The sequence below is a fragment of the Shewanella sp. NIFS-20-20 genome (assembly GCF_019209865.1).
Lineage (GTDB): Bacteria > Pseudomonadota > Gammaproteobacteria > Enterobacterales > Shewanellaceae > Shewanella.
The window spans coordinates 1-22,092 of record NZ_JAHUTT010000066.1 but is presented as its reverse complement, the minus strand read 5'-3'; the positions used below and the strand labels follow the sequence as shown (position 1 = coordinate 22,092).

The window sequence follows — 22,092 nt, the reverse complement described above, 5'->3', positions numbered from 1 at the left end:
CCGACCATACAAACCTTTGGCAAAGTCATTAGCTATCGCGTACACAAAGGCAAAGGAACGCTTCAGACGCGTTACTACATCAGCTCCGCCATATTATCGGCTGAAAAATTAGCCTACGCTGCTCGTGATCATTGGGCTGTTGACAATCAGCTTCATTGGGTGCTGGATGTGACCATGAATGAGGATACATGTCAGATATCTCGGGGCGATGGAGCAGAAAACCTTGCAAGACTGCGGCAGGCTACCGTCAATATACTCAAAAAAGAACCGAGCAAATTAAGTCTTCGCCGAAAGAGACGCCGAGCGGCAATGGATTCGGCCTATTTAGAAAAACCAATAAATGCTTAAAAAACATTCACGCTCTTGCCCTGGTCATCGGTGCGCGCTCGAAACCGTGCGCATTATTGCAAGAATGCTCGATGTGACGGTGGAACTCTTGCCCATGAGCGAGCAAGTCTGTCATTTAAACGCCATCGATGCCAAGGGACATCAAGCCATGGGGGAGGTGGCCGTTGATCGTATGCTCTCCTTGCCTAAGCAACTGGCCTTGTCTCCAACCGTTGCTGCCACGCCAGAAGTCATTGAGCGCTTACAGTAAGCTGAACTTACCATCTTGGGCCCCGACAGTTTTTTTACCAGCATCGTCCCCCTTTACTGATTGACACTATCGCTAGCGCCATTGTTCAGAGCCAAGCCAGCTTGGTATTGATTGATAATCTACAGCCAGTGCAGACGCCGGTTGATCAGCTGGCCACGGCTCAAAAAGTGGCCTGTATTGAGCAACTTCTCGCGGGGCGGACTATTGATAAGATTTTATGTCATAGCGATGTGTCAGAGGCGGCCATGTTGTCTCAAGGCCGCTATTGTTTTCGACCATTAATGAAGGAAGACGGTGATGGACTGCATGATCGCCGCTTGTTATTGCAAGGGATTGAAAGTTTACTCTAATCCCTCTCGTGCTAAGCCTGCTGCGGTGTGAGTTGAGGCGCCAAGCAGGCATGTCTGGCGCCGCGTCACAGTGAGCGGTGCGGCAGGCCGATGGATATCACCACTGTGATGGCCAGCATCACACTGCTTATCCATAGGCAGGCACTTAATCCCCATTGTTGGTACAGCCAACCCGACAGTATCGTGCCAAGCAGGCGCCCCATGGCGTTAGCCATATAGTAAAAGCCGACATCCAGTGAGACCCCATCGTCTTTAGCATAACTGACAATCAAATAACTGTGCACGGCCGAGTTGATGGCAAAGATCGCCCCAAAAGCGAGTAAGCCGCCGATTAAGCTGATTTGTGGCGCCACTTGATTGATTAATGCTAAGGCGATTAGCGCCGGAATGGCTGTGAGTGCCACCGCCCATCGCAGTGCACTGCGGCCATCGGGGGGCGAGGAAGACTGAGCCCCATTCCCCGTGCCTGTGATGATGGGGGCGAGGGTTTGCACGGCGCCATAGCCAATAACCCACAGCGCTAAAAAGCCGCCGACCTCGATAGGAGACCACTGAAACTGGGCCGCCAGATAAACGGGCAGAGCGACCACAAACCACACATCTCGAGCGGCAAACAGAAACAGACGAGCCCCAGCGAGACGATTGACACTTGGACTCTTTGACAATATCTCACTAAATTTTGGTTTGTTTTTCGCTTGGCCCAAGGCGGCGTTGAGTTTTAACATGCTTACTAGCCACACCAAGGTGAGGGCGAGCGCCATGGCAAGGATCGCCCCATGAAAGCCCCACAGTCCCAGTAAGGCTGCACCTAAGAAAAAGCCCACGCCTTTGAGGGCATTTTTAGAGCCCGTCAACCAAGCCACGTAGCGATAGAGGCGGTGTTGACCTTGGTTGTCTTGAGGGACTAACCCTTTAATTGCGCTTTTGGCGCTCATTTTATTGAGATCTTTGGCGATGCTACTTAAGGCTTGGGCCGCCATGACCCAAGGCACGGTCAACAGGGCACTGGGTACCAATAACATGCCTAAGGCGACGACTTGTAAGCCGAGGCCAATATTCATGGTGCGATTAAGGCCTAATCGCGCGCCTAAATAGCCGCCAACAAGATTGGTGAAGACCCCAAATAACTCGTAAAACACAAATAAGAGCGCTATGTCGAGGGCGCTATATCCTAAGGCGTGAAAATGCAGCACCACTAAGATCCGCAGGGCGCCATCGGTCAATGTGAACGCCCAATAATTGGCGGTGATCGTTAAGTATTGACCGAGTTGTGGCGGCCAAGCCTGTTTAGTGGCGTGCATGTCCAGTCCTTCGCGAGTGCGGGGTTATTGTGGTTGATCGAGGCGGCCCACCATGCGGGCTAATTCGGCGGTGCGATTGGCATAGCCCCATTCATTGTCATACCACACATACAGCTTGAGCTGGGTGCCATTAATGACCATGGTGGATAAGGCGTCGATAATGGCGCTGCGGGGGTCGGTTTTATAATCCACCGACACTAATGGCCGGCTTTCATAGCCTAAAATGCCCTTGAGTTCACCGTTGGCGGCTGCGCTTAGCCGTTGATTGACTTCCTCGATGGTAACGGCGCGCTCCAATTCAAACACGCAATCGGTCAAGGAGGCGTTGGCTAAGGGCACGCGCACGGCGTGACCATTGAGCTTACCGCTCAGTTCCGGAAAAATATGGGTAATTGCGGTGGCGCTCCCTGTGGTGGTGGGGATTAAGCTTTGGCCGCAAGCGCGAGCACGACGTAAGTCTTTGTGGGGGGCATCTAAGATGGTTTGGGTATTGGTAATATCATGAATGGTGGTCATCGACCCATGCTTAATGCCAATCTGCTCATGGATCACCTTGACCACAGGCGCTAAACAATTGGTGGTGCATGACGCGGCGGTGACGATTGGGTGGCGAATGGGATCATAGTCTTGATGATTGACGCCCATCACCACATTGAGCACTCCCGTTTCTTTCACCGGGGCCGTGACCACGACTCGTTTGACCCCTTGATCTAAATACGCCCGCAATAAATCTTGGCTTTTCATGACGCCAGAGGCTTCAATCACCAGATCGCAGCCACTCCAGTCGGTATCAGCAATCGCATGGTTAGCGGTGCAAACGATGGTTTTCCCCTCAATGAGGATGGCATTGTCTGTGGCTTCAACGCGGCGGTCCCAGCGGCCGTGAATGGAGTCAAACTCGAGCAAATGAGCCAAGATGGCGGCATCGCCGGCAGGATCGTTAATTTGAACAAATTCGACATCATCCCACTGCCATGCAGCGCGTAATGCCAGTCTTCCCATGCGGCCAAAGCCGTTAATTCCGATCTTAATGGTCATTGAAATTCCTTATGGTGGTAGTTGCCACGGATACTCGATTGTCGATAAGTCAGGTTGGGGATCCACAGCAAGCTTGTTGGCGCTCGGGCCGATCACCCATGTGGCGTAAGCGCTGTTGCGCCGGCGCGATGAGCGTTTGATGATGGCCTAGGCTGGTGGCAATAATGGACGTTGCCCAGCTCGGCAGTTCGGGGTTGAGCCGATAAAATATCCATTGGCCTTGGCGTCTATCACATAAGATCCCCTCCTGACGTAGCAGGGCCAGATGGCGCGAGATCTTGGGCTGAGATTGGCCGAGCGCCACCATCAATTCGCAGACGCATAACTCTTGCTGCGAAGCGATTAAGAGTAAGGTGTGTAGCCGAGTCTCGTCGGCCAAGGCTTTAAAAAACGTCAGTGCTAGCATCATCGCCCTTAGCAAATTGCATATGGGAAATAATATATATGATTAATCGCATGTGTAAAGCATGTCTATTGCGCGTGTCAGCCCGTACTCTCTTGGATGAGCAGCAGAGGTATGCCGTCATAACTCTCGCCAAACTCGCCGTATGTCATTACAATGGCGCCTCACTTTGCTTTTTTAAATCATGTTGTTATATCAATATCTCCGCTGTCATTAATTTTGACTAGATAGCAAGGCTTTGATGCTGGCACTCTCATATTTAGGATTATTTATGAAATCGCTTTCCTTGGTCGTGATGGCAATCACGAGTGTGTACCTTGTGGGTTGTGGTAGTGATGATCAGAGCCCTGCGCCTGCGAGTGCATTTTACAATAAAGAGACCTTATTGAATGAATTGCCGCTGCTGCCATCGGATAGCAGCAGTTATGCGGCAGCCACATCAAACTCGTACAATCAGGCCTCCATAAAGGGTAATGATATTGGCAGCACCAAAAAAGCCGACTTGATTACTTGGTATGATGATATCCGTCATGGAGATTTGCACGATCCATTTCGCAATTTTGATGGTTCTGATTATGTCTTTCGTGAGGTGCCACGCTGGCAGCCTGAGCATACCATTGGTGTATTCAGTCAGCCTTATGCTGAAAATGCCTTAGATTATTATAACTTTATGCGGGCATTAAACGGGATGCAGCGAGTCTATATGTCGGGCTATAAACAAGTGTCAGCCCAGGCATCCTCTTGGTCAGATCTTGGCGGTGGCCACAATCCGACTGTCGAAATGGGGCAAACGGCTGGCCTGAGCACTGAGCTATTTAATGTGGCACGGTTTGGGCGCGAGGGTGGCAACTTGATGGGCGGGCGGGTTAACAAGACAGTTAACTATGAGATCATGAAACAATTGCCGCGCAATGGCGATCTGACTCGTATTTGGAGTGAGGGCGAGTGGGATAATATTGCTGGGCTGGGTCATCGAAACTCGTTTATGTTTTACCCTGGGCGTGATGTGGGTATTGGCTTAGTGGCTGGTTTCCATACTTGGCTTTCATGGGGCGCTAATCCGATGGCCAATGACGGTGCTGGGCTGGGCGGGGCAGATCAAAAAGCTGTGTTTGATGCCTATCCAAGCGGTAGTGCGCCGGCGGGGGTGATCATGCACCCATCTCATGGCTACTATCCCTTTTTTGCGTTAAATGACTACAACCAAACTGTCTCGGTTAAATTTAATTCAGCCTATGTGGCCCCGATCACTGTGGCCAAGCGCCCAGAGGATAACGAAATTATTAACCTGACCATGGAATATTATGTTCATGAGACAGACGGTGATTTATCCACATTAGCGGAGCCAGTCAACACCATCACCTTGACCGATATTGTCGGTTCTGGCCAGCAGGCTGGCGGCACTAGCCCTGGCAGTCAAGGCGCAGATTGGGTCAATCCTTGTAAAGGTGATGTTAGTGAATGCCCTGAAGGCGTCCAAGATTTAGGGGGGTATCACTTGACCACATCGCACGGGCTCATGCCACTGGTATTTAGGATGCCGTACGGCTGGTTTCAAGCAATGGCGGCCGACTTTGCTCAGGCTGAGCAATTCGATGTCGCGCCTAAATACCATACGGTGCGTTATCGTTTCTCCAGTCACAAGCCAGATGGTAGTGCCGGTGAAAGCTTAGTGGTTAAGCAACCCTTTTATATGAATCCGCAAGTGGGTCAGTATCTGGTGTTACAAACCACCCACTTCGATATCATGCGTCAGCGTGACTAAACTTGAAGGTGAGCACTGAGTTGTCAGCTTAAGTGCTCGTGTTTTGCCTAAATCATCGGGGCAGTGGCGGCTAACCATGCCATCGTCACTCTTCTGCTACGACGATTTAGGGGGCGTGTTGGCCGCGCGGTCACGGCGTCATTGGTAAGCGCTGCTATAGACTTTGGTCTAATGGCGCTTAACTTGACCAAATACCCTAAGTCGATAACACTGCATTACCTTCTACTATGGCAGCCACCCCTTGGCTTACCTTAACGCCAATGGTTGGTCATCAATAAAATCGTCAATAACTTTGGATAATAATAATGCTGATTTTCTTTAGCTGTCTCGCCTTACTGGTGCTTGCTTATAAATTTTATAGCCCCTTTGTTGAGCGGCAAGCGGGGATGGATTTTAATGCCAAAACCCCACAAACTCGCTTTAATGATGGGGTGGATTATGTGGAAGTGCATCCCATTAAAGCCTTTTTAATTCAGTTTCTTAATGTGGCTGGTGTCGGGCCAATTTTCGGCCCTATTCTCGGCGCCTTATATGGCCCGGTGGCCTTAGTGTGGATTGTGATTGGTAACATTCTTGGCGGCGCTGTCCATGATTACTTCTCCGGGGTATTAAGCATTAAAGAAGACGGTAAAAGCTTGCCTGAAATTGCCGGTCACTACTTTAATGTGTTCTTTAAAGGCTTAATGCTGGTGTTTACGGCCATGCTGCTCTTTTTTGTAGGCGTGGTATTTATCATGAGCCCGGCAGGCCTGTTGAGTAATTTAAGTTACTTTGAGGGCACCTTCTTAAGTGGTAACACCTTCTGGGTCTTAGTGATCTTAGCGTATTACTTTTTAGCAACCTTGCTGCCGATTGATAAGATCATTACCAAGTTATACCCGATCTTTGGCTTACTGATGATTGTTATGACTGTGTCATTGGCAGTCGCGCTATTATTTAATGCACCACATTTACCGATGCCGGCCGATTTTCTTGCCTATTTCGATCACAGTCATTACAACGAAGAGTTATTGCAACCCAACCCGAATGGGTTACCAGTATGGCCCTTGTTATTTGTGACCATTACTTGTGGCGCCATCAGTGGTTTCCATTCGACGCAGGCGCCCATTATGGCCCGCTGTTTAACTAACGAAAAATATGTGCGCCCTGTGTATTATGGCGCCATGATGTCTGAAGGTATTGTCGCTTGTGTGTGGGCTACTGCGGGTATTGCCGCGTTCCCCGGCGGCTACGTTGAATTAAAGCAAATTCTTGATCAAGGCGGCCCAGGCTTAGTGGTCAATCAGGTCGCCACCAGTTACTTAGGCGTGATGGGGGGAGTGATGGCGATTATTGCCGTGGCCGTGTTCCCAATTACTTCAGGAGACACCGCTTTTAGATCGCTGCGCTTGACCATTATTGATGCCTTTAATATTCCGCAAAGTATCCGCAATCGTTTATTGCTGGCGGTGCCGATTTTAACCATTGCTTACTTTATGACTAAAATCGATTTCACCTTAATTTGGCGTTATTTTGCGTTCTCTAACATGCTGTTATCTACCAGCGTCTTGTGGTTGGCGACCAAGTATTTGTTAGATCGACAGGCCTTCCATTGGATAGTGAGCTTACCGGCGGTGATAGGTACTAGTGTGACCTTCTCCTACATCTTGACCGCGGGCATTGGCTTAGGCTTGGCGCAAGAGTTGAGCAAGCCCATTGGCGTTGGTGTTGGCATTGTGTGTTTGATTGCCTTGATGATGGTCAACAAAAAATACAAAACGGCGGCGGTGTAATTCTTAATTCACCGATAAGGCCTCGCTTGCGAGGTCTTTTTTTTGCGCGGATATCCGCGTTATCGGCTGACGCCGAGCACCAGCGAGTTGCGCAGTTGGCGCAGATGAAATTGTGATGTTGATCGCGTTAGTGCTAAGTTGCTAACTTGACGCCTTGGCGTTATCAATTCAAAGTGTGCACTGAAGGACATCCAGAACTTATACATTTAACCCACACTAACCAGCTTGAAGTCGTCGACCCGCCTGCGAGGCGGCAATGATGACTATCAGTATGAGAAGTTAGAGGATCATCATGAATACCAAGCGTTTTATTCTGACCTCGGTGGCAGCCGCCTGTTTAGTCGCCAGTGCCCAAGCCGAGACCTTAATGTTGCAAGAGCCAAGTTTGGCCAAGGATCATCTCGCCTTTGTGTATGCCGGTGATATTTATGTGGCCGATAAGCGCGGCCAGCAAGTCAAGCGTGTGACCTCGCACGCTGCCAGCGAAACCAGTCCGCATATTTCTCCCGATGGTCAATGGATAGCCTTTAGTGCGGACTATGATGGCAACCAAGATGTGTATATTGTCTCAAGCCAAGGGGGGCAGCCACAACGTCTGACTTGGCACCCAGGCCCTGATGAGGTCAAAGGCTGGTCGCCGGATGGCAAGCAAGTCCTGTTTACTTCTTATCGTGATATTGCGCATAACCGAACCGGTCAGCTGTTTGCGGTCGATATGCAAGGTGGTATGCCCACCAAGATGATGGCTGCCGTGGTTTTTGATGGCGAGTTATCGGCTGATGGCAAAAAATTGGCCTACAATCCTGAGCGGTTGGCTCATGGTGGCAAAAATGGTTGGCGTAATCATCGCGGTGGTACCACTCCGCCGATTTGGATTTATGACTTAAGCCAGCATAGTTACACCGAAATCCCCCACGGCAATTTCACCGATAGTTCACCTATGTGGGTTGGCGATGATATTTATTATATTTCGGATCGAGATAATCATAAAAACATCTATCGTTATCATGACGGCAAGGTCAGTCAAGTCACCCATTTTACGGATTGGGATATTGCCAATGCCGATGCTGATGGCACTGACATAGTGTTTGAAAAAGGCGGTGCCTTGTTTAGGTTAGATACCCAAACGGGTGAGAGTCAGCCGATTAGTATCGAGCTTCAAGTCGATTTACCTCAGCGGCGCACGCAGTGGAAAGATGCGATGCCATCGTTAACCTCCAGCCAGCTGTCGACCACAGGTAAGCGGGTACTGCTCAGTGCCCGTGGCGATATTTATAGTGTCCCTGTTAAAGATGGCAGTACCTATAACTTAACCAATAATGCTAGCGCGAATGAGCGCGATGGTCTGTGGTCTCCTAAGGGCGATAAGCTCGCTTATATCACAGATAAAGGTGGTGAATATCAGTTGGTTGTCAGCGATCAATTTGGCAAGGTCCAACAAACCTTGGCCCTTAACGAAGGCCGCGGTGATGTGTTCTTGTTTGAATGGCTGAATGATGGCCAGCATATTGTTTATGGTGATGCAGAAGCTGGATTGCGGTTATTGGATCTCGATTCAGGTAAGCGCCAGTTAGTGGTCAAAAGCTTTGGTGTCAATGCCACCTCAGTCGCGGGTTCACCTGACGGCCAATGGTTAGCCTATACCAAGGTTAATCCGAATTATTTTAGTGATTTATATTTATATAACCTTGCATCAGGCAGTCATTATAAAGTCACCGATGGCATGAGTGATAACGCTGAACCTGTGTTCAGCCGCGACGGCCAGTATTTGTATTTTGCGTCATCGACCAATCAAGGTCCTGCGGCCTTTGGCTTGGATTTATCGAGCCAAGAGCAGCCAAGACGATATGGTTTATATGCGCTAGTGTTGCAACAAGACGGTCAATCACCTTTGTTGCCAAAACTGGCAGATGAAACCAAGGTTGAGTCCAAGAGCGACACCGATGACACTGACAAGCAAGCAAGCCCTAAACTGGCTGGTATAGATATCGATAATATCCAGCAGCGGATAGTGGCGCTGCCGGTGGCATTGCGTAATTACTCGAACCTCACCAGCGCCGATGATAATAACCTCTATTTTATTGAGAGCGTGCAAGTCGGCGCTAGTGTTGAGACCAATGGGCAAGGCTTGCGCAGCTCGCAGCTCAAGCGTTTTAATGTCGACTCGCGTAAGGTTGAAGATGTCGCGAGCGATATTAATGGGGTCAGCGTTTCTGCCGATGGTAAACAGCTGTTGCTGACTGGCAATGGCAATAGTATTTCGGTGGCCGCGGTGGGTGAGACCATTAAGCCTGAAGCTTTAAATACCGCGGATGTCAAAGCCCTGATCAATCCTATGGACGAGTGGCAGCAGATTTTTGCTGAAGCTTGGCGTAACGAGCGCGACTACTTTTACGATGCCAATATGCACGGCCTCGATTGGCAAGCTGTGTATGACAAGTACCAACCTTTACTCAAGCATGTGGGGCGCCGCGAGGACTTAAATATCCTGATGCGGGAAATGATCTCTGAAATGCAGGTGGGTCATAATTACATTGTCGGTGGTGATATTCATCAAGAGACCCCGATTAATGTTGGTTTGTTGGGCGCTGACGTTACGGTCCATAAAGGGTTATATCAGATAGCAAAAATCTATAGTGGTGAATTGTGGAATCCCCATGTGAAAGCCCCACTGGCGGTGCCGGGGATCAAGGTTAAGGTGGGTGATTATATTCTGGCCATCGATGGTCAAAAGGTGAATGCCAAGACTAACTTGTATTCTCTGTTAGTGGGCAAAGCCGATAAACAAGTGCGCTTAACCGTCAGTGATGATGGCAGTCTGGATAAGAGTCGCACTGTGGTGGTTGAGCCTGTGAGTTCTGAAGCCAGCTTGCGCCATTTACATTGGGTTGAAAGCAATCGTCAATATGTCGATAAGGCGTCTAACGGCCAAATCGGCTATGTGTATTTACCCAATACCACCACCGCCGGCTACACCAGCTTTAACCGAATGTATTTTGCTCAGGTCGATAAACAGGGAATGATTTTAGACGAGCGCAGTAATGGCGGAGGCCAAGCGGCCAATTATATTACCGATGTGTTGAGTCGCCAGTATCTGTCGGGCTGGAAATACCGTTCGGATGAAATGATGTTTTCGACTCCCGCCGGTGCCATGTATGGCCCGAAGGTGATGTTGATTGATCAGGATGCCGGTTCGGGTGGCGATTTCTTGCCTTATGCATTTAAGCGCTTAAAGTTAGGTACCTTAATAGGTAAAACTACATGGGGTGGCTTGATTGGTATTTATGCCAACCGTCCTTTTGTTGATGGTGGTACCGTCACTGTACCTAACTTCCGCTTCTTCACGCCTGATCATGAGTGGCGGGTCGAAAACGAAGGGGTTGCGCCAGATATTGAGGTCGAGCTCAGTCCTGTGGCGGTTAACCAAGGTCAAGATCCGCAACTCGATAGGGCCATCGCTGAAGTGACCGCTAAGCTTAAGACCAGCAAACCTGTGGTGCATCAGCAAGCCCCAGCATTTCCGACCGAGCTAGGCAAGTAGTCAATTGCGGCTCGTGTGCCATAGGGCTAACTCCCAGCCACTCAGATACTGAGTGGCTTTTTTGTTTGCCAATGATGCCTGTTTGCTCACATTGGCTGAGACTGACTCAGTGTTAATAAGTATCTACCCGAGATCAGCAACTAGGCTACTGTGCATATCGGCGATAATTGAGGGGGAGGAGATGCCACGCACACCTGATTACGGCCATTATTTTTGGCGATATACAGTTGCTCATCGGCCGCCGCTAACAAATCGGATAATGTCATCGGGGCTTGATACAAAGCCACGCCAGTACTGATGGTGATATTGATGTTAAGATCGGTCAGCGTAAAGGGTTCTTGGCTAATTTGCTGTTTAATGGTTTCGGCCATGGCAATGCCGCACTCGATGCCATCGCCGGGGACCAGCACACAGAATTCTTCGCCGCCGATGCGAAAACATAAGCTGTGAGAGCCTAGGTTACGCAGGCGTTTGGCAAATTGTTGCAAAATAAGATCACCAGATTCATGACCATAGCTGTCGTTAACTCGTTTAAATAAATCGATGTCTATCAGCAATAAACACACCCCAGATCCCATTGGGTCAGCCGCGGGATGACGCCAGCGTTTATTGGGGAGGGGGCGACTAGTTATCAGCTCAAAGCGTTTGGCCATGGCGAGCCGGTTATAACATTGGGTGAGAGGGTCGAGTAAGGCTAAGCGTTGGAGCTCTTGCTCTGAATTATCGCGGTTTTTTTCATACGCATAGGCCACTAGCCAGACGATAACATAGCAGCAAAAATAATTAGTCACCGGGGGAGGCAGTGTTTGATCGCTTTTGTTGAAAATAGCCATGATCACCGTGATTAATATCAACAGGCTTGGGAGGTGGGCGCGCCGATGACCAAGCAACAGAAAATAGATCATTGGCAATATCAGCGACCAGCTAAATAAAAAAGATTTGAGTTCAGAGATGAAGATGGCAAATGCGACTAAGGTGGAGAGGAGGTAGAGATAGGCTTCAGCTTGCCAAGCTCGATACTGATGGGTGATGGCTAAATATAACAGCCAAAGCGATAACAAACTAAACACAAATTCCAAGCTACCTAGTAGCTTAGCACCGTCAAAATAGGGGAAAATAAACACATTCAGCACCCCCAGTCCAAAGGCAATAATGCTTAAGACACTACAAATACTGATTAACACTTTCGTTCTCAAACGATAAGTGTTGTCTAACTCGATGGTTTTCATATCACGTCCATGTGAAATGCAATACCTTGCACGTTACGTAATTGTAAACATATAACGCTATTAAATGCTAATCAATTCAATTTGTCTGCCAGCCTCACAGTCGTTTAAGGCCTCGCCATGGCTGACTAAAATACGCATGCCACTGATTAAAGTGGCATGAGTTTAATGGCTCAACTTATTGTTGCAGCTTAGATTTTGCGGCTTCCACCTGAGAAAAGTCTAAGCCTAGCTCCTCAACGGCTTCTTTAATTAAGGCTGGATTTTGCATCACCATCGCCATGAGCTGTTGCAGCTTGTCTGGGGCAATGCCTAATTGACCTATCACCCCCATGGCCATGAGTGGATTCTCGGTCAGGGTTTGAAACAAAGATTGAATTTGGCTATCGCTGATATTGTGCTCTTTTAAGATCGCAATAATGGGATTCATTACATGCCCTTGTATAAAAATGAGTGAAACATGATGCCAATACTAGCATGGCTGGAGCAGGCTGGCCTATGGCAAGGTGTTGGGCTTACTGAATTGAGTGGCTCGATATTCCCACGCTTGTGAACCACCTGGCGCCTGCTAACGATGGTGAGCAGGCGCGATATTCAATCGAGCTTAAAATGAATATTGCATGATGAGCTGAAGATAGTCAGATGCACCTTGATAATTGGAGCCATCATTCAGCCCCCAAGCCGGTTGACCATCATCAACACGGTAGCGGCCCAGTTCTGCGCCGATAACCAATGCCGGGGTGAAGTTGGTGAATAGGTTGATACCATAGTGGCTGCGATCTACTTGCTGGATGTCGGATAAACTCCTGCCATAAAATAGCGTTGATCTTAGGCTGTCATTCCAGTAGTGACGATAAGCCATCATCCCGCCGCTGGAGGTTTCAACTTGATCTCGGTAAATATCTTGGATGCCGCCGGTGGCGAAATAGCGGCCCAAATTGCCATGGGACAGCACAAAGCGTAAGTCGTCTTGACGACCCACTAAGATCTTGCCTGCGATGGAGCCACCCAAGGCTAACGTTTGATCGCTGTCGCTTGCTGATAACTGCCGCACTAATGTCGCAACACTGATATTGCCCCAGTCGCCGCTGATGTTAAAGCGGATCACGGCATCAGGAACCACATCGTCCGCTTTAGATAAAGGTTTGCCTTTAGCGTCAGTACCATAAGTGTTCGGATTTTCTAAGGAAAACTGCCAATTGTTGCTGCTATAGCGCACTAAGGCTTGCCGCACCATGCTCTCGCCAATTAGCGGACCACCTAAGTTTGCGGTTTCAGGAAAAGCCGAGGTATTGACTAGGGTCGACCAAGTTTGGCCAAGGGTAAAGCCTTGATAGTGGATGACAGCATGGCGTAGGCGCGGACTATAGGAGTTTGACACTGTGCCATTGCCTTGTTGGGAACCGACAAAATCGATTTCAATCATGCCGGACACTTCCCCCGTTGAGGCTGTCATATTGAGGCGTGATTCTTGGGCGCTGAACTGGGTTTTAGACGCTGATTCAGTGACAACACCACTGCCCGCATACGCGTGGTCAAAGGGAATATCTCCGCTGGCAATGCGGCCGCTAGCCTTGATAAAGCCTCCCGCGGACAGTTCAACGGCATAAGCAGTACCAGGGAGTAGCGCTAAACTATGAAGGCTAGCTAGTGCGAGTAAGGTTTTTTTTAGTCATTTTGAGGCTCGCAGGCCCTCGCCGCAGCGAGGACCTTGCAGGGTAAAGGGAGCTAAGATTACATCTCAGTGAACCAAGTGCGGTGACACTCGCTGCACAATGGCGCTTTCTTTTGGTGCTCTGAGTGACAGGCAAGGCAGCTGATAGCTTCTTCATAGTGCACAGACGCATGCGGATTAGCATGGCTGTTGACTAAGTTATTGGTATCAATCTCAATGGTGTCGATAGTGCCATGACATTCGACGCAGGCGGCATCGGTGGTCGACTTCATGCCTGAATCATGACAAGTCTTACAGGCGGTTTTATCTTCATAAATAAAGCTATGATTATCGCGACCAAAGATTTTTCCTTTGGCTTGGAACAGTTCGCCCGCTTGAGCTGCGCCGCTCAGTGACAAGGTGAGCGCTAACGCTGTGATTAATGTTTTCATGATTACCCCTTAACCCTTGATCTGTGTTGCATGAGTTTTAGCAATAGTGTCTGCCACCACAAAGCCCATCGCTAAACCTTCTAAACAGGCACAAGAAGACAAACGGTTAACGCCATGAACGCCGCCAGTGGCTTCACCTAACGCATATAAATTTTGCATCGGTGCTAAGGTTTTGGACGCAATGACTCGACCGCCAATATCTGTTTTCAGGCCACCCATGCAGTAGTGAACTTTTGGCCATAAGCGTGAGGCAATAAATGGAGGTGCCAAGTGCTTTGACGTGTCCATGTCACGACCGAATAAAGGATCGTTTTGTTGTTTAACGTGCTCGTTATGCAGGTCAATAGAGGCCTGTAATGCAACAGGGTCCATATTGAACTTTTCGGCTAGCGCTTGGACTGAATCCAGTTTCCATGCCATTTGATCGCGTAAGGCACGACCGATACGATCGTCTTCTAATGAGAAGTCGTTGGCGTTGAAAAAACCGACGGGATACGCAGGGGTGTTGTCAGGATTACGCTGAGCTAAGATCCTGTCTGAGCAATACTTACGATCTAACCGCTCATTCATAAAGCGCTTGCTATCGAGCACGCTAACAATCATGCCTTGGTGGAAAGTAATGGATAACAGGGCATTAGACCAACCAAAGCCACCTTCATCTGGAGAACCCCAGTGGCCGGTTTGGATCATGTTCATATGCACTGGCAGTGCACCATGAGACATGGCGGTTAAGGTCACTTCGCCAGTGGCACCGTGGGCATTGGTACAATCCATGGTCGGATCAATGGAAGGATCGAAAATGGCACGCAGCTCTTTATTCATCGCAAAGCCACCCGAGGCGATTACCACCCCTTTATCGGCTTTAATGTGAACGATTTCACCGGTCTTCAGATTCGGGAAGCGGAAGTGACGGCGTACTTTCACGCCGATAACTTTGTCGCCTTCCATGATCAAGTCTTCAACGTATTGTTGATTGCGTAAATCGATGCCTTCAGCCTTGGCCACACGGAACAGATTGCGGGTAATTTCACCGCCAGTGCCGTCAACGGTACGAACCGCTCTTGCCTTATTGTGGCCACCCACTAATTGGTTAAAGCCTTCACGGAATTTAACCCCAGAATCGACACAGAGGTTATATGAGTCCAAGGCACGATTAGCAATGGTTAACAGGTGCGCTTCGGATGCCAGACCACGACCAGCAATCATTTGATCTTTTACTAATTCTTCAGGGGAGTCGTCTAAAATACCCTGTGAAATTTGGGTGGGATTGCGGGGCACGGCAAACCAGCCACCGTTAATGGCAGAGTTACCGCCAAACTGCATCATTTTCTCAAGCACCAGCACCTTGTTGATGCCTTGACGCTTAGTGTTGATAGCGGCGGATAATCCGGCAAATCCAGAACCAATGACGATAATGTCGTGAGTTTCATCCCACTTGATGGTGTCTTTGCATTCAGATGCTGCCACAGGTAATGCAGCCGTTAAACCGCCGACAGCCATGCCAGCAGAAAGCTTGAGAAAATTACGTCTGTTATTCATGTTAACGCCCCATAAAAATAGTGGCGCTAATATAGTATTGAAGCCGATGTGTATCCGTGAGTTGAATCACCTTAAATTTTGTAAATCTTGAGTTTAAGTGATAGATATCACGAAGAAATTTTTCCCAAATGCCGCCGGTTATTTTTAACAATAAAAATAACCGGCGGAGCTCAAGCCGTCTCGACGCACTGAGGCGAGCTCGGCTTGCTGTGATATTGCTAAGGCACTGACGGCAAGGAGACTTAGCCGTAGGAGGCAAATGCAGTGAGTCGCTCGCGAGCACCACACCGAGATTAGCTGTGATGGCTAAGATGAGCTGCGCTGCCCATCCACCCCAAATGTGCCGCGAGCCTTGGGCGTAGCAAGCGCCAAGCTGGGTATTATTGTCAATGCTATCGCTAAGCAATCAATCGCTAGAGAATCAATTACTGATGCAGTTTAGCGCACCTTAGCTAATGCCTCAGCGCAGACAACGACTGCAGCTTACTCGGGATCGTAATCGAGGACTGGGGCCAACCATTTTTCGGTTTCAGTCACTGTCATCCCTTTGCGGCGGGCATAGTCCGCGACCTGATCGCGGCCAATATTGGTGACGCCAAAATAGCGGGATTGCGGGTGCGCAAAATACCAGCCAGATACCGCAGCCGTTGGGAACATCGCATAGCTTTCGGTGATATTCAGGTCGATGGTTTCATCCGGTTTCAGCAAGTCCCACAGCAAGCCCTTTTCAGTGTGATCTGGGCAGGCAGGATAACCTGGCGCCGGGCGAATGCCTTTGTACTTTTCACGGATTAGGGCATCGTTGTCCAGTTGTTCATCACTGGCATAGCCCCAGAATTCCTTGCGCACGCGTTCATGCATACGCTCGGCAAAGGCTTCGGCTAAACGGTCGGCTAAACACTTGAGCATGATGGCATTATAGTCATCATGGTTGGCTTCAAATCGGGCAATATGCTGATCAATGCCGTGGCCCGCGGTGACCGCAAAGCCGCCCATATAGTCGGCAATACCACTGTCTTTGGGGGCCACAAAGTCGGCGAGACAAAAGTTATGATTGCCGACACGCTCGATTTGCATCCGCAGATGGTGGGTCGTCATTTCAAGTGTGGTGCGGGTGTCATCGGTGTAAAGTTCAATATCGTCATGATTAACCGTATTGGCGGGGAATAAACCAATGACCCCCTTAGCGGTAAGCCATTTTTCTTTAATGATCTTAGCCAGCATGGCTTTGCCGTCGGCAAAAAGTTTTTGGGCTTCTTCGCCGACGACATTGTCGGTAAGTATTTCAGGGTAATGTCCGTGCAGTTCCCATGCGCGGAAAAAAGGCGTCCAGTCAATGCGATCGACTAAATCGTCTAACGGGTAATCATCAAATACTTGGCGCCCAAGCACTTGAGGTTGGCAGGGCTGGTAATTGGCCCAATCATGCTGGCAGCGATTGTCGCGAGCCGCCGCGATTGACACTATGTTTTTACGCTTAGCCTGCGATAAACGTTTTTCGCGCATAATGTCATAGTCTGCATAAGTTTGATCTATGGTGGCTTGACGGGTGTCATTGCTGACGAGTTTGCTCACCATCGGCACGGCGCGGGACGCATCGGCAATGTAAATCGCGCCGTGGGGATAATGGGGAGCAATTTTGACCGCCGTATGAATTTTAGAGCAAGTCGCCCCACCAATAATGGCCGGGATGGTTAAACCTTCACGGTGGAAGGTTTTGACGTTATGCACCATTTCATCAAGGCTCGGGGTGATTAAGCCTGACATGCCAATAATGTCGATATTGTGCTCTTTGACTGCTGCTAGGATTTTTTCAACCGATACCATAACGCCGAGATCAAATACCTCAAAGCCATTGCAGGCCAGCACGACACCGACAATGTTTTTACCGATATCGTGAACATCGCCCTTAACGGTCACCATGAGGATTTTACCGTTAGACTGACCTGCGACTTTTTCCTTTTCTATATAGGGATTTAAGTAAGCCACCGCTTTTTTCATTACCCGGGCTGACTTAACCACTTGCGGTAGGAACATCTTGCCTGAGCCAAACAAATCGCCAACGATATTCATGCCATCCATTAAAGGACCTTCGATCACGTCTAAGGGACGTGAGGCTTGCTGGCGGGCTTCTTCGGTATCTTGGTCGATAAATTCAGTAATGCCCTTGACCAAGGCGTGGGCGAGACGTTCATTCACCGGCCAACTGCGCCAGGCTAAGTCTTCTTTTTTGCTAACCGTGGCGCCATCACCTCGGTATTGCTCGGCGATGTCGAGCAGTTGTTCGGTATTGTTCGAGTCCGCCACTTTGCAGGGCAGGTTAAGCACGACGCTTTCAACCCTTGCTTTAAGCTCGGGGTCAATATCATCATAAATTGCCAACTGGCCTGCATTGACAATGCCCATATCCATGCCCACTTTAATGGCGTGATACAAGAACACCGCATGGATGGCTTCGCGGACGGGGTTGTTGCCGCGAAACGAGAATGAGACGTTCGATACCCCCCCAGAAATCATGGCATGAGGCAAAGTGGCTTTGATTTCTTTGATGGCATCTATAAAGTCGACGGCATAATTGTCATGTTCATCAATTCCTGTGGCAATGGCGAAAATATTGGGGTCGAAAATAATATCTTCTGGCGCAAAGCCCACTTTATCGACCAGCACTCGGTAGGCGCGACTGCAAATTTCGACTTTGCGCGCCTTGGTATCGGCTTGGCCTTGTTCGTCAAAGGCCATGATGATTGCCGCCGCACCGTAGCGTTTGACTAAGGTGGCCTGTTCAATAAACTTAGCTTCGCCTTCTTTTAAAGAAATAGAATTGACGACACCCTTGCCTTGAATACATTTAAGCCCGGCTTCGATGACCTCCCATTTGGAGGAGTCGATCATAATCGGCACCCGACTAATATCGGGTTCAGAGGCAATTAAGTTTAAAAACTTATGCATGATCTCGACGCCATCGAGCATGCCTTCATCCATGTTGATATCAATGATTTGAGCGCCGCTTTCGACTTGCTCACGGGCGACATCGAGCGCTTCTTCAAACTTGCCTTCTTTAATGAGGCGTAAAAACTTGGCAGAGCCGGTGACATTGGTGCGCTCGCCGACATTAACAAACAAAGATTGCGCATCGATAGTAAGTGCTTCCAAACCTGATAGTCTGCAAGCAATAGGGATATCTGGCACAATGCGCGGTGAGTGACTACGCACGGCCTCACGGATCACGCGGATATGCTCTGGGGTGCTACCACAGCAACCACCAATAATGTTCAGCAAGCCCTCGGCAGCCCAATCATTAATGACGTGCGCCATATCCTGCGGGGTTTCATCATAACCGCCAAATTCATTGGGCAAGCCAGCATTGGGGTGTGCCGACACAAAGCATTCGCTAATGCGGGCAAGTTCCTCCACATAAGGGCGCAGTTCTTTGGGGCCAAGGGCGCAGTTAAGGCCAATAGATAATGGCTTGATATGGCGCAGAGAGTGATAAAAAGCTTCGGTGGTTTGGCCGGTTAAGGTGCGACCAGAGGCGTCCGTGATGGTGCCCGAAATCATGACCGGTGGGCGCTTAGTGGAATGAATGCCATAGAGCTCATCAAATACGGATTCAATGGCAAATAAGGCCGCCTTTGCATTTAAGGTATCAAAGATGGTTTCAACCATAATGATATCACTGCCACCTTCCAGTAGCGCTTTGGTTGATTCTGAATAAGCCACCACTAACTCGTCAAAGCTGATATTTCGATAACCGGGGTCATTAACATCTGGGCTGATAGAGCAAGTTCGGTTGGTTGGGCCTAATACCCCAGCCACATAACGGCGAATACCGGTTGCGGCAGTGATATCGTCACAGGCCTCACGGGCTAGGCGCGCGCCTTGACGGTTAATCTCGGCAGCCAATAACTGCATATCATAATCGGCCATGGCGATAGTGGTGGCATTAAATGTATTGGTTTCAATAATATCGGCGCCAGCCAGTAAGTAGTCAGTATGTATTTGTTTAATAATTTGCGGTTGCGTCAGCACTAATAGGTCATTATTACCTTTAACGTCGGTGTGCCAATCGCAAAAGCGTTCGCCCCGATAGTCGGCTTCTTCCAACTGATAGCCTTGGATCATGGTGCCCATAGCGCCATCTAGCACCAAAATACGCTGTTCGAGCGCTAGGGTTAATTCATCGCGTACAGAGTTACCTTGCTGAGCTTGGGATTCGCGTTCCATGATCATCATCCTGCTGATTATTATCCGTCCAAACTACTGCGCAGCGTTGCGGGAAGGCACCAGTGCTAAATAGTGATTCATTTTCGCAACGCTAGGTTTGGATGTTTATACGTATAGACGTCCATAATACGTGACTTATTCGTTAAGATGCAAGCGCTACGCGGTCACAAACCGAGCATTATTGATCATTACTTGTTAACGACCTAGCCGGTTGACAACACCGACTTCGCGAAGACTAATACCAAACAAATATGGCAATGAATAAGACCAATAAATAGGGCCACCCATACTAAATCAGAATAAATAGGGCCACCCATACTAAATCAGCAAAGAAGAATACATAGCGCCATCTCTTTTATGGCACGTATATATTATGGGTGGCTATTAAAAAGCTTTGCAAATGGAGGGGCTTGGTCTTTTCTACTATGCTGATGGGTGTTGTTGATGTTGGAGCCTGTTATGCCGCGTCCAAGAAGAACCCAAATCAGTATTGAAGACACGCCTTATTATCACTGCTGTAGCCGTGTTGTCCGCCGCGCATTCTTGTGCGGGGATGATAAATTCTCAGGTAAAAACTACGACCACCGGCGAGATTGGGTGACTGAGCGCATTCAAGTGCTCGCCCAAGTGTTTGCCATTGATGTGGCGGCCTTTGCTGTGATGTCTAATCATTTGCATTTGGTATTGCGAGTCGACATTGATAGCGCCAATGCTTGGAGTGACAAACAAGTGGTCGAGCAATGGCATCAATTGTTTAAAGGGGATGACTTAACGCAAAAATTTGCCCAAGGCGAGCTAGTGGCTCCTCATGATGTGATACGACTTAAACATGCCATCGCCATATATCGCAGTCGCTTGTGTGATATCTCTTGGTTTATGCGCTGTTTAAACGAACCTATCGCCAGACAAGCCAATCAGGAAGATGGTTGTTCAGGCAGATTCTGGGAGGGCAGGTTTAAATCACAAGCCTTATTGGATGAAACAGCAGTACTTGCCTGCATGGCTTATGTGGACTTAAACCCAATAAGGGCAAACGAAGCCGCTACCCCAGAGCAATCAGATTTCACCAGCATTCAACTGCGAATACACGCCGCGCTCAAGGGCGAAGAACCCCAAGCTTTACTGTCATTTCAAGGCGGTGAGCACGCAGGCCAGCCCATCGGTCTTAATTTTGAGTTCAAGGATTATCTTGAACTCATTGAAGATACAGGGCGAATCATCCGTGATGACAAGCGAGGTTCGATACGAGAGGGCAGCAGTCGCGTACTTAATCGTATCAACATGCCAGCAGAGCGCTGGTGTAAACTTATCACCGAATTTGGCAAGCTGTTTCATGGCCCGGTGGGCACTACGCCAGAACTCACACTATTTTGTGAGCATTTACAAAAGCGGCGACGACACTTTGCTAAAAGTTGTCAGTATTTAAGCCCTGACAAAATTCAATAAACCTAATATCCTCCCAAGATCGTATCTCATTGAAAAGTGGGAGGCTTGAGATTGTCAAAATTTACCTTCTTTAAGTAAAAAGTCCATTTTCTATCCGCATAGAGTCGCTGAAACTTGGGAGATTGTATTGGTGGCTTTTATGGTAATGCCAAGTTCAATGTATTGTATGTTTTTACATGGTTATTAATGACTAGGTTGTTGTTTTATATTGGATGGTCACTTTATTAATTTAAATTTTAATATGGGTGGCCGTGATAAATATTTATACTGTTTCATTTTCCATCTTTGCTATGGCGTGAGGCTTGAGAATGTCTATACCGGTACCCTTACCCACGGTGCGGTTGATCCTTATCCGGCATGGGGAGTGCGAAGGCGGCGCTATTTTTCGGGGACATTGCGATGTGGCTCCCACTGAGCTTGGTCAGCAGCAATTACAACAAAGCTTAACTCAGGCAATAAATAGGGCCACCCATACTAAATCAGAATAAATAGGGCCACCCATACTAAATCAGCAAAGAAGAATACATAGCGCCATCTCTTTTATGGCACGTATATATTATGGGTGGCTATTAAAAAGCTTCTAAATCAGCAAAGAAGAATACATAGCGCCATCTCTTTTATGGCACGTATATATTATGGGTGGCTATTAAAAAGCTTTGCAAATGGAGGGGCTTGGTCTTTTCTACTATGCTGATGGGTGTTGTTGATGTTGGAGCCTGTTATGCCGCGTCCAAGAAGAACCCAAATCAGTATTGAAGACACGCCTTATTATCACTGCTGTAG

The 22,092-nt window shown here is 48.7% G+C and carries 17 protein-coding genes; 8 read left to right on the top strand and 9 right to left on the bottom strand.

Features of this window, described 5'->3' with window-relative positions:
* The 3 genes from KU855_RS16315 to KU855_RS16305 all read left to right on the top strand — a co-directional run.
* A partial coding sequence (locus KU855_RS16315; RefSeq protein ID WP_218531610.1) for an ISAs1 family transposase occupies positions 1 to 348 on the top strand: 348 nt, incomplete at its 5' end.
* The gene (locus tag KU855_RS16310; RefSeq protein WP_218531605.1) at positions 341 to 598 is read left to right on the top strand and encodes a 2-phospho-L-lactate transferase CofD family protein; all 258 of its coding nucleotides are present in this window, start codon (positions 341 to 343) and stop codon (positions 596 to 598) included. The genes KU855_RS16315 and KU855_RS16310, both read left to right, overlap by 8 nt.
* A gap of 107 nt (positions 599 to 705) precedes the next feature.
* Entirely contained in the window at positions 706 to 948 is a 243-nt protein-coding gene (locus KU855_RS16305; protein WP_218531603.1) for a hypothetical protein, read from the top strand.
* 65 nt (positions 949 to 1,013) lie between these two features.
* Here the strand turns inward: KU855_RS16305 and arsJ are convergent, their stop codons facing one another.
* The 3 genes from arsJ to KU855_RS16290 are packed head-to-tail and all read right to left on the bottom strand — an operon-like array spanning position 1,014 to position 3,693.
* Positions 1,014 to 2,249, bottom strand: a complete 1,236-nt coding sequence (gene arsJ, locus KU855_RS16300) for an organoarsenical effux MFS transporter ArsJ (protein WP_218531602.1) — start codon at positions 2,247 to 2,249, stop codon at positions 1,014 to 1,016.
* 24 nt (positions 2,250 to 2,273) lie between these two features.
* Positions 2,274 to 3,287, bottom strand: a complete 1,014-nt coding sequence (locus tag KU855_RS16295; protein WP_218531601.1) for an ArsJ-associated glyceraldehyde-3-phosphate dehydrogenase — start codon at positions 3,285 to 3,287, stop codon at positions 2,274 to 2,276.
* A gap of 49 nt (positions 3,288 to 3,336) precedes the next feature.
* Positions 3,337 to 3,693 carry a metalloregulator ArsR/SmtB family transcription factor gene (locus KU855_RS16290; RefSeq protein WP_218531616.1) on the bottom strand — a complete coding sequence of 119 codons (357 nt, stop codon included), beginning with the start codon at positions 3,691 to 3,693 and terminating at the stop codon, positions 3,337 to 3,339.
* Between the two features lie 268 nt (positions 3,694 to 3,961).
* Here KU855_RS16290 and KU855_RS16285 point away from each other — a divergent pair, with 268 nt between their 5' ends.
* The 3 genes from KU855_RS16285 (at position 3,962) to KU855_RS16275 (ending at position 10,768) form a co-directional block, all read left to right on the top strand.
* On the top strand, positions 3,962 to 5,455 hold the full coding sequence (locus KU855_RS16285) for a hypothetical protein (RefSeq protein WP_218531600.1): 1,494 nt from the start codon (positions 3,962 to 3,964) through the stop codon (positions 5,453 to 5,455).
* Positions 5,456 to 5,760: 305 nt separating this feature from the next.
* Entirely contained in the window at positions 5,761 to 7,227 is a 1,467-nt protein-coding gene (locus KU855_RS16280; RefSeq protein ID WP_218531598.1) for a carbon starvation protein A, read from the top strand.
* A 292-nt stretch (positions 7,228 to 7,519) separates the two neighbouring features.
* Positions 7,520 to 10,768 (top strand): S41 family peptidase, encoded by a 3,249-nt coding sequence (locus tag KU855_RS16275; RefSeq protein WP_218531597.1) that lies wholly within the window; start codon positions 7,520 to 7,522, stop codon positions 10,766 to 10,768.
* 140 nt (positions 10,769 to 10,908) lie between these two features.
* Here KU855_RS16275 and KU855_RS16270 read toward each other — a convergent pair whose 3' ends face one another.
* The 6 genes from KU855_RS16270 to metH all read right to left on the bottom strand — a co-directional run bounded on the left by KU855_RS16270 (position 10,909) and on the right by metH (position 19,863).
* On the bottom strand, positions 10,909 to 11,997 hold the full coding sequence (locus KU855_RS16270; protein WP_218531596.1) for a GGDEF domain-containing protein: 1,089 nt from the start codon (positions 11,995 to 11,997) through the stop codon (positions 10,909 to 10,911).
* Between the two features lie 175 nt (positions 11,998 to 12,172).
* Positions 12,173 to 12,424, bottom strand: coding sequence for a DUF2999 family protein (locus KU855_RS16265; protein WP_218531595.1), 252 nt, complete (start codon positions 12,422 to 12,424; stop codon positions 12,173 to 12,175).
* Positions 12,425 to 12,598: 174 nt separating this feature from the next.
* On the bottom strand, positions 12,599 to 13,591 hold the full coding sequence (locus KU855_RS16260; protein WP_256261083.1) for a DcaP family trimeric outer membrane transporter: 993 nt from the start codon (positions 13,589 to 13,591) through the stop codon (positions 12,599 to 12,601).
* A gap of 137 nt (positions 13,592 to 13,728) precedes the next feature.
* Complete coding sequence (locus tag KU855_RS16255) at positions 13,729 to 14,100, bottom strand: cytochrome c3 family protein (RefSeq protein ID WP_218531593.1); 372 nt, start codon at positions 14,098 to 14,100, stop codon at positions 13,729 to 13,731.
* 9 nt (positions 14,101 to 14,109) lie between these two features.
* The gene (locus tag KU855_RS16250; protein ID WP_218531592.1) at positions 14,110 to 15,639 is read right to left on the bottom strand and encodes a flavocytochrome c; all 1,530 of its coding nucleotides are present in this window, start codon (positions 15,637 to 15,639) and stop codon (positions 14,110 to 14,112) included.
* A 483-nt stretch (positions 15,640 to 16,122) separates the two neighbouring features.
* Positions 16,123 to 19,863, bottom strand: coding sequence for a methionine synthase (metH, locus tag KU855_RS16245; protein ID WP_256261082.1), 3,741 nt, complete (start codon positions 19,861 to 19,863; stop codon positions 16,123 to 16,125).
* Positions 19,864 to 20,322: 459 nt separating this feature from the next.
* Here metH and KU855_RS16240 point away from each other — a divergent pair, with 459 nt between their 5' ends.
* Together KU855_RS16240 and KU855_RS16235 are read left to right on the top strand one after the other, a co-directional pair.
* Positions 20,323 to 21,309, top strand: a complete 987-nt coding sequence (locus KU855_RS16240) for a transposase (protein ID WP_218531591.1) — start codon at positions 20,323 to 20,325, stop codon at positions 21,307 to 21,309.
* A 308-nt stretch (positions 21,310 to 21,617) separates the two neighbouring features.
* Positions 21,618 to 21,797: a hypothetical protein gene (locus KU855_RS16235; RefSeq protein ID WP_218531590.1), complete on the top strand. Its 180-nt coding sequence runs from the start codon at positions 21,618 to 21,620 to the stop codon at positions 21,795 to 21,797.
* Positions 21,798 to 22,092 lie beyond the last annotated feature (295 nt).

Bases quoted from the DNA above. Each gene is read 5' to 3' on its own strand.
- KU855_RS16310 (WP_218531605.1), top strand. From the start codon at position 341: ATGCTTAAAAAACATTCACGCTCTTGCCCTGGTCATCGGTGCGCGCTC.
- arsJ (WP_218531602.1), bottom strand. From the start codon at position 2,249: ATGCACGCCACTAAACAGGCTTGGCCGCCACAACTCGGTCAATACTTA.
- KU855_RS16295 (WP_218531601.1), bottom strand. From the start codon at position 3,287: ATGACCATTAAGATCGGAATTAACGGCTTTGGCCGCATGGGAAGACTG.
- KU855_RS16290 (WP_218531616.1), bottom strand. From the start codon at position 3,693: ATGCTAGCACTGACGTTTTTTAAAGCCTTGGCCGACGAGACTCGGCTA.
- KU855_RS16285 (WP_218531600.1), top strand. From the start codon at position 3,962: ATGAAATCGCTTTCCTTGGTCGTGATGGCAATCACGAGTGTGTACCTT.
- KU855_RS16280 (WP_218531598.1), top strand. From the start codon at position 5,761: ATGCTGATTTTCTTTAGCTGTCTCGCCTTACTGGTGCTTGCTTATAAA.
- KU855_RS16275 (WP_218531597.1), top strand. From the start codon at position 7,520: ATGAATACCAAGCGTTTTATTCTGACCTCGGTGGCAGCCGCCTGTTTA.
- KU855_RS16270 (WP_218531596.1), bottom strand. From the start codon at position 11,997: ATGAAAACCATCGAGTTAGACAACACTTATCGTTTGAGAACGAAAGTG.
- KU855_RS16265 (WP_218531595.1), bottom strand. From the start codon at position 12,424: ATGAATCCCATTATTGCGATCTTAAAAGAGCACAATATCAGCGATAGC.
- KU855_RS16255 (WP_218531593.1), bottom strand. From the start codon at position 14,100: ATGAAAACATTAATCACAGCGTTAGCGCTCACCTTGTCACTGAGCGGC.
- KU855_RS16250 (WP_218531592.1), bottom strand. From the start codon at position 15,639: ATGAATAACAGACGTAATTTTCTCAAGCTTTCTGCTGGCATGGCTGTC.
- metH (WP_256261082.1), bottom strand. From the start codon at position 19,863: ATGGAACGCGAATCCCAAGCTCAGCAAGGTAACTCTGTACGCGATGAA.
- KU855_RS16240 (WP_218531591.1), top strand. From the start codon at position 20,323: ATGCCGCGTCCAAGAAGAACCCAAATCAGTATTGAAGACACGCCTTAT.
- KU855_RS16235 (WP_218531590.1), top strand. From the start codon at position 21,618: ATGTCTATACCGGTACCCTTACCCACGGTGCGGTTGATCCTTATCCGG.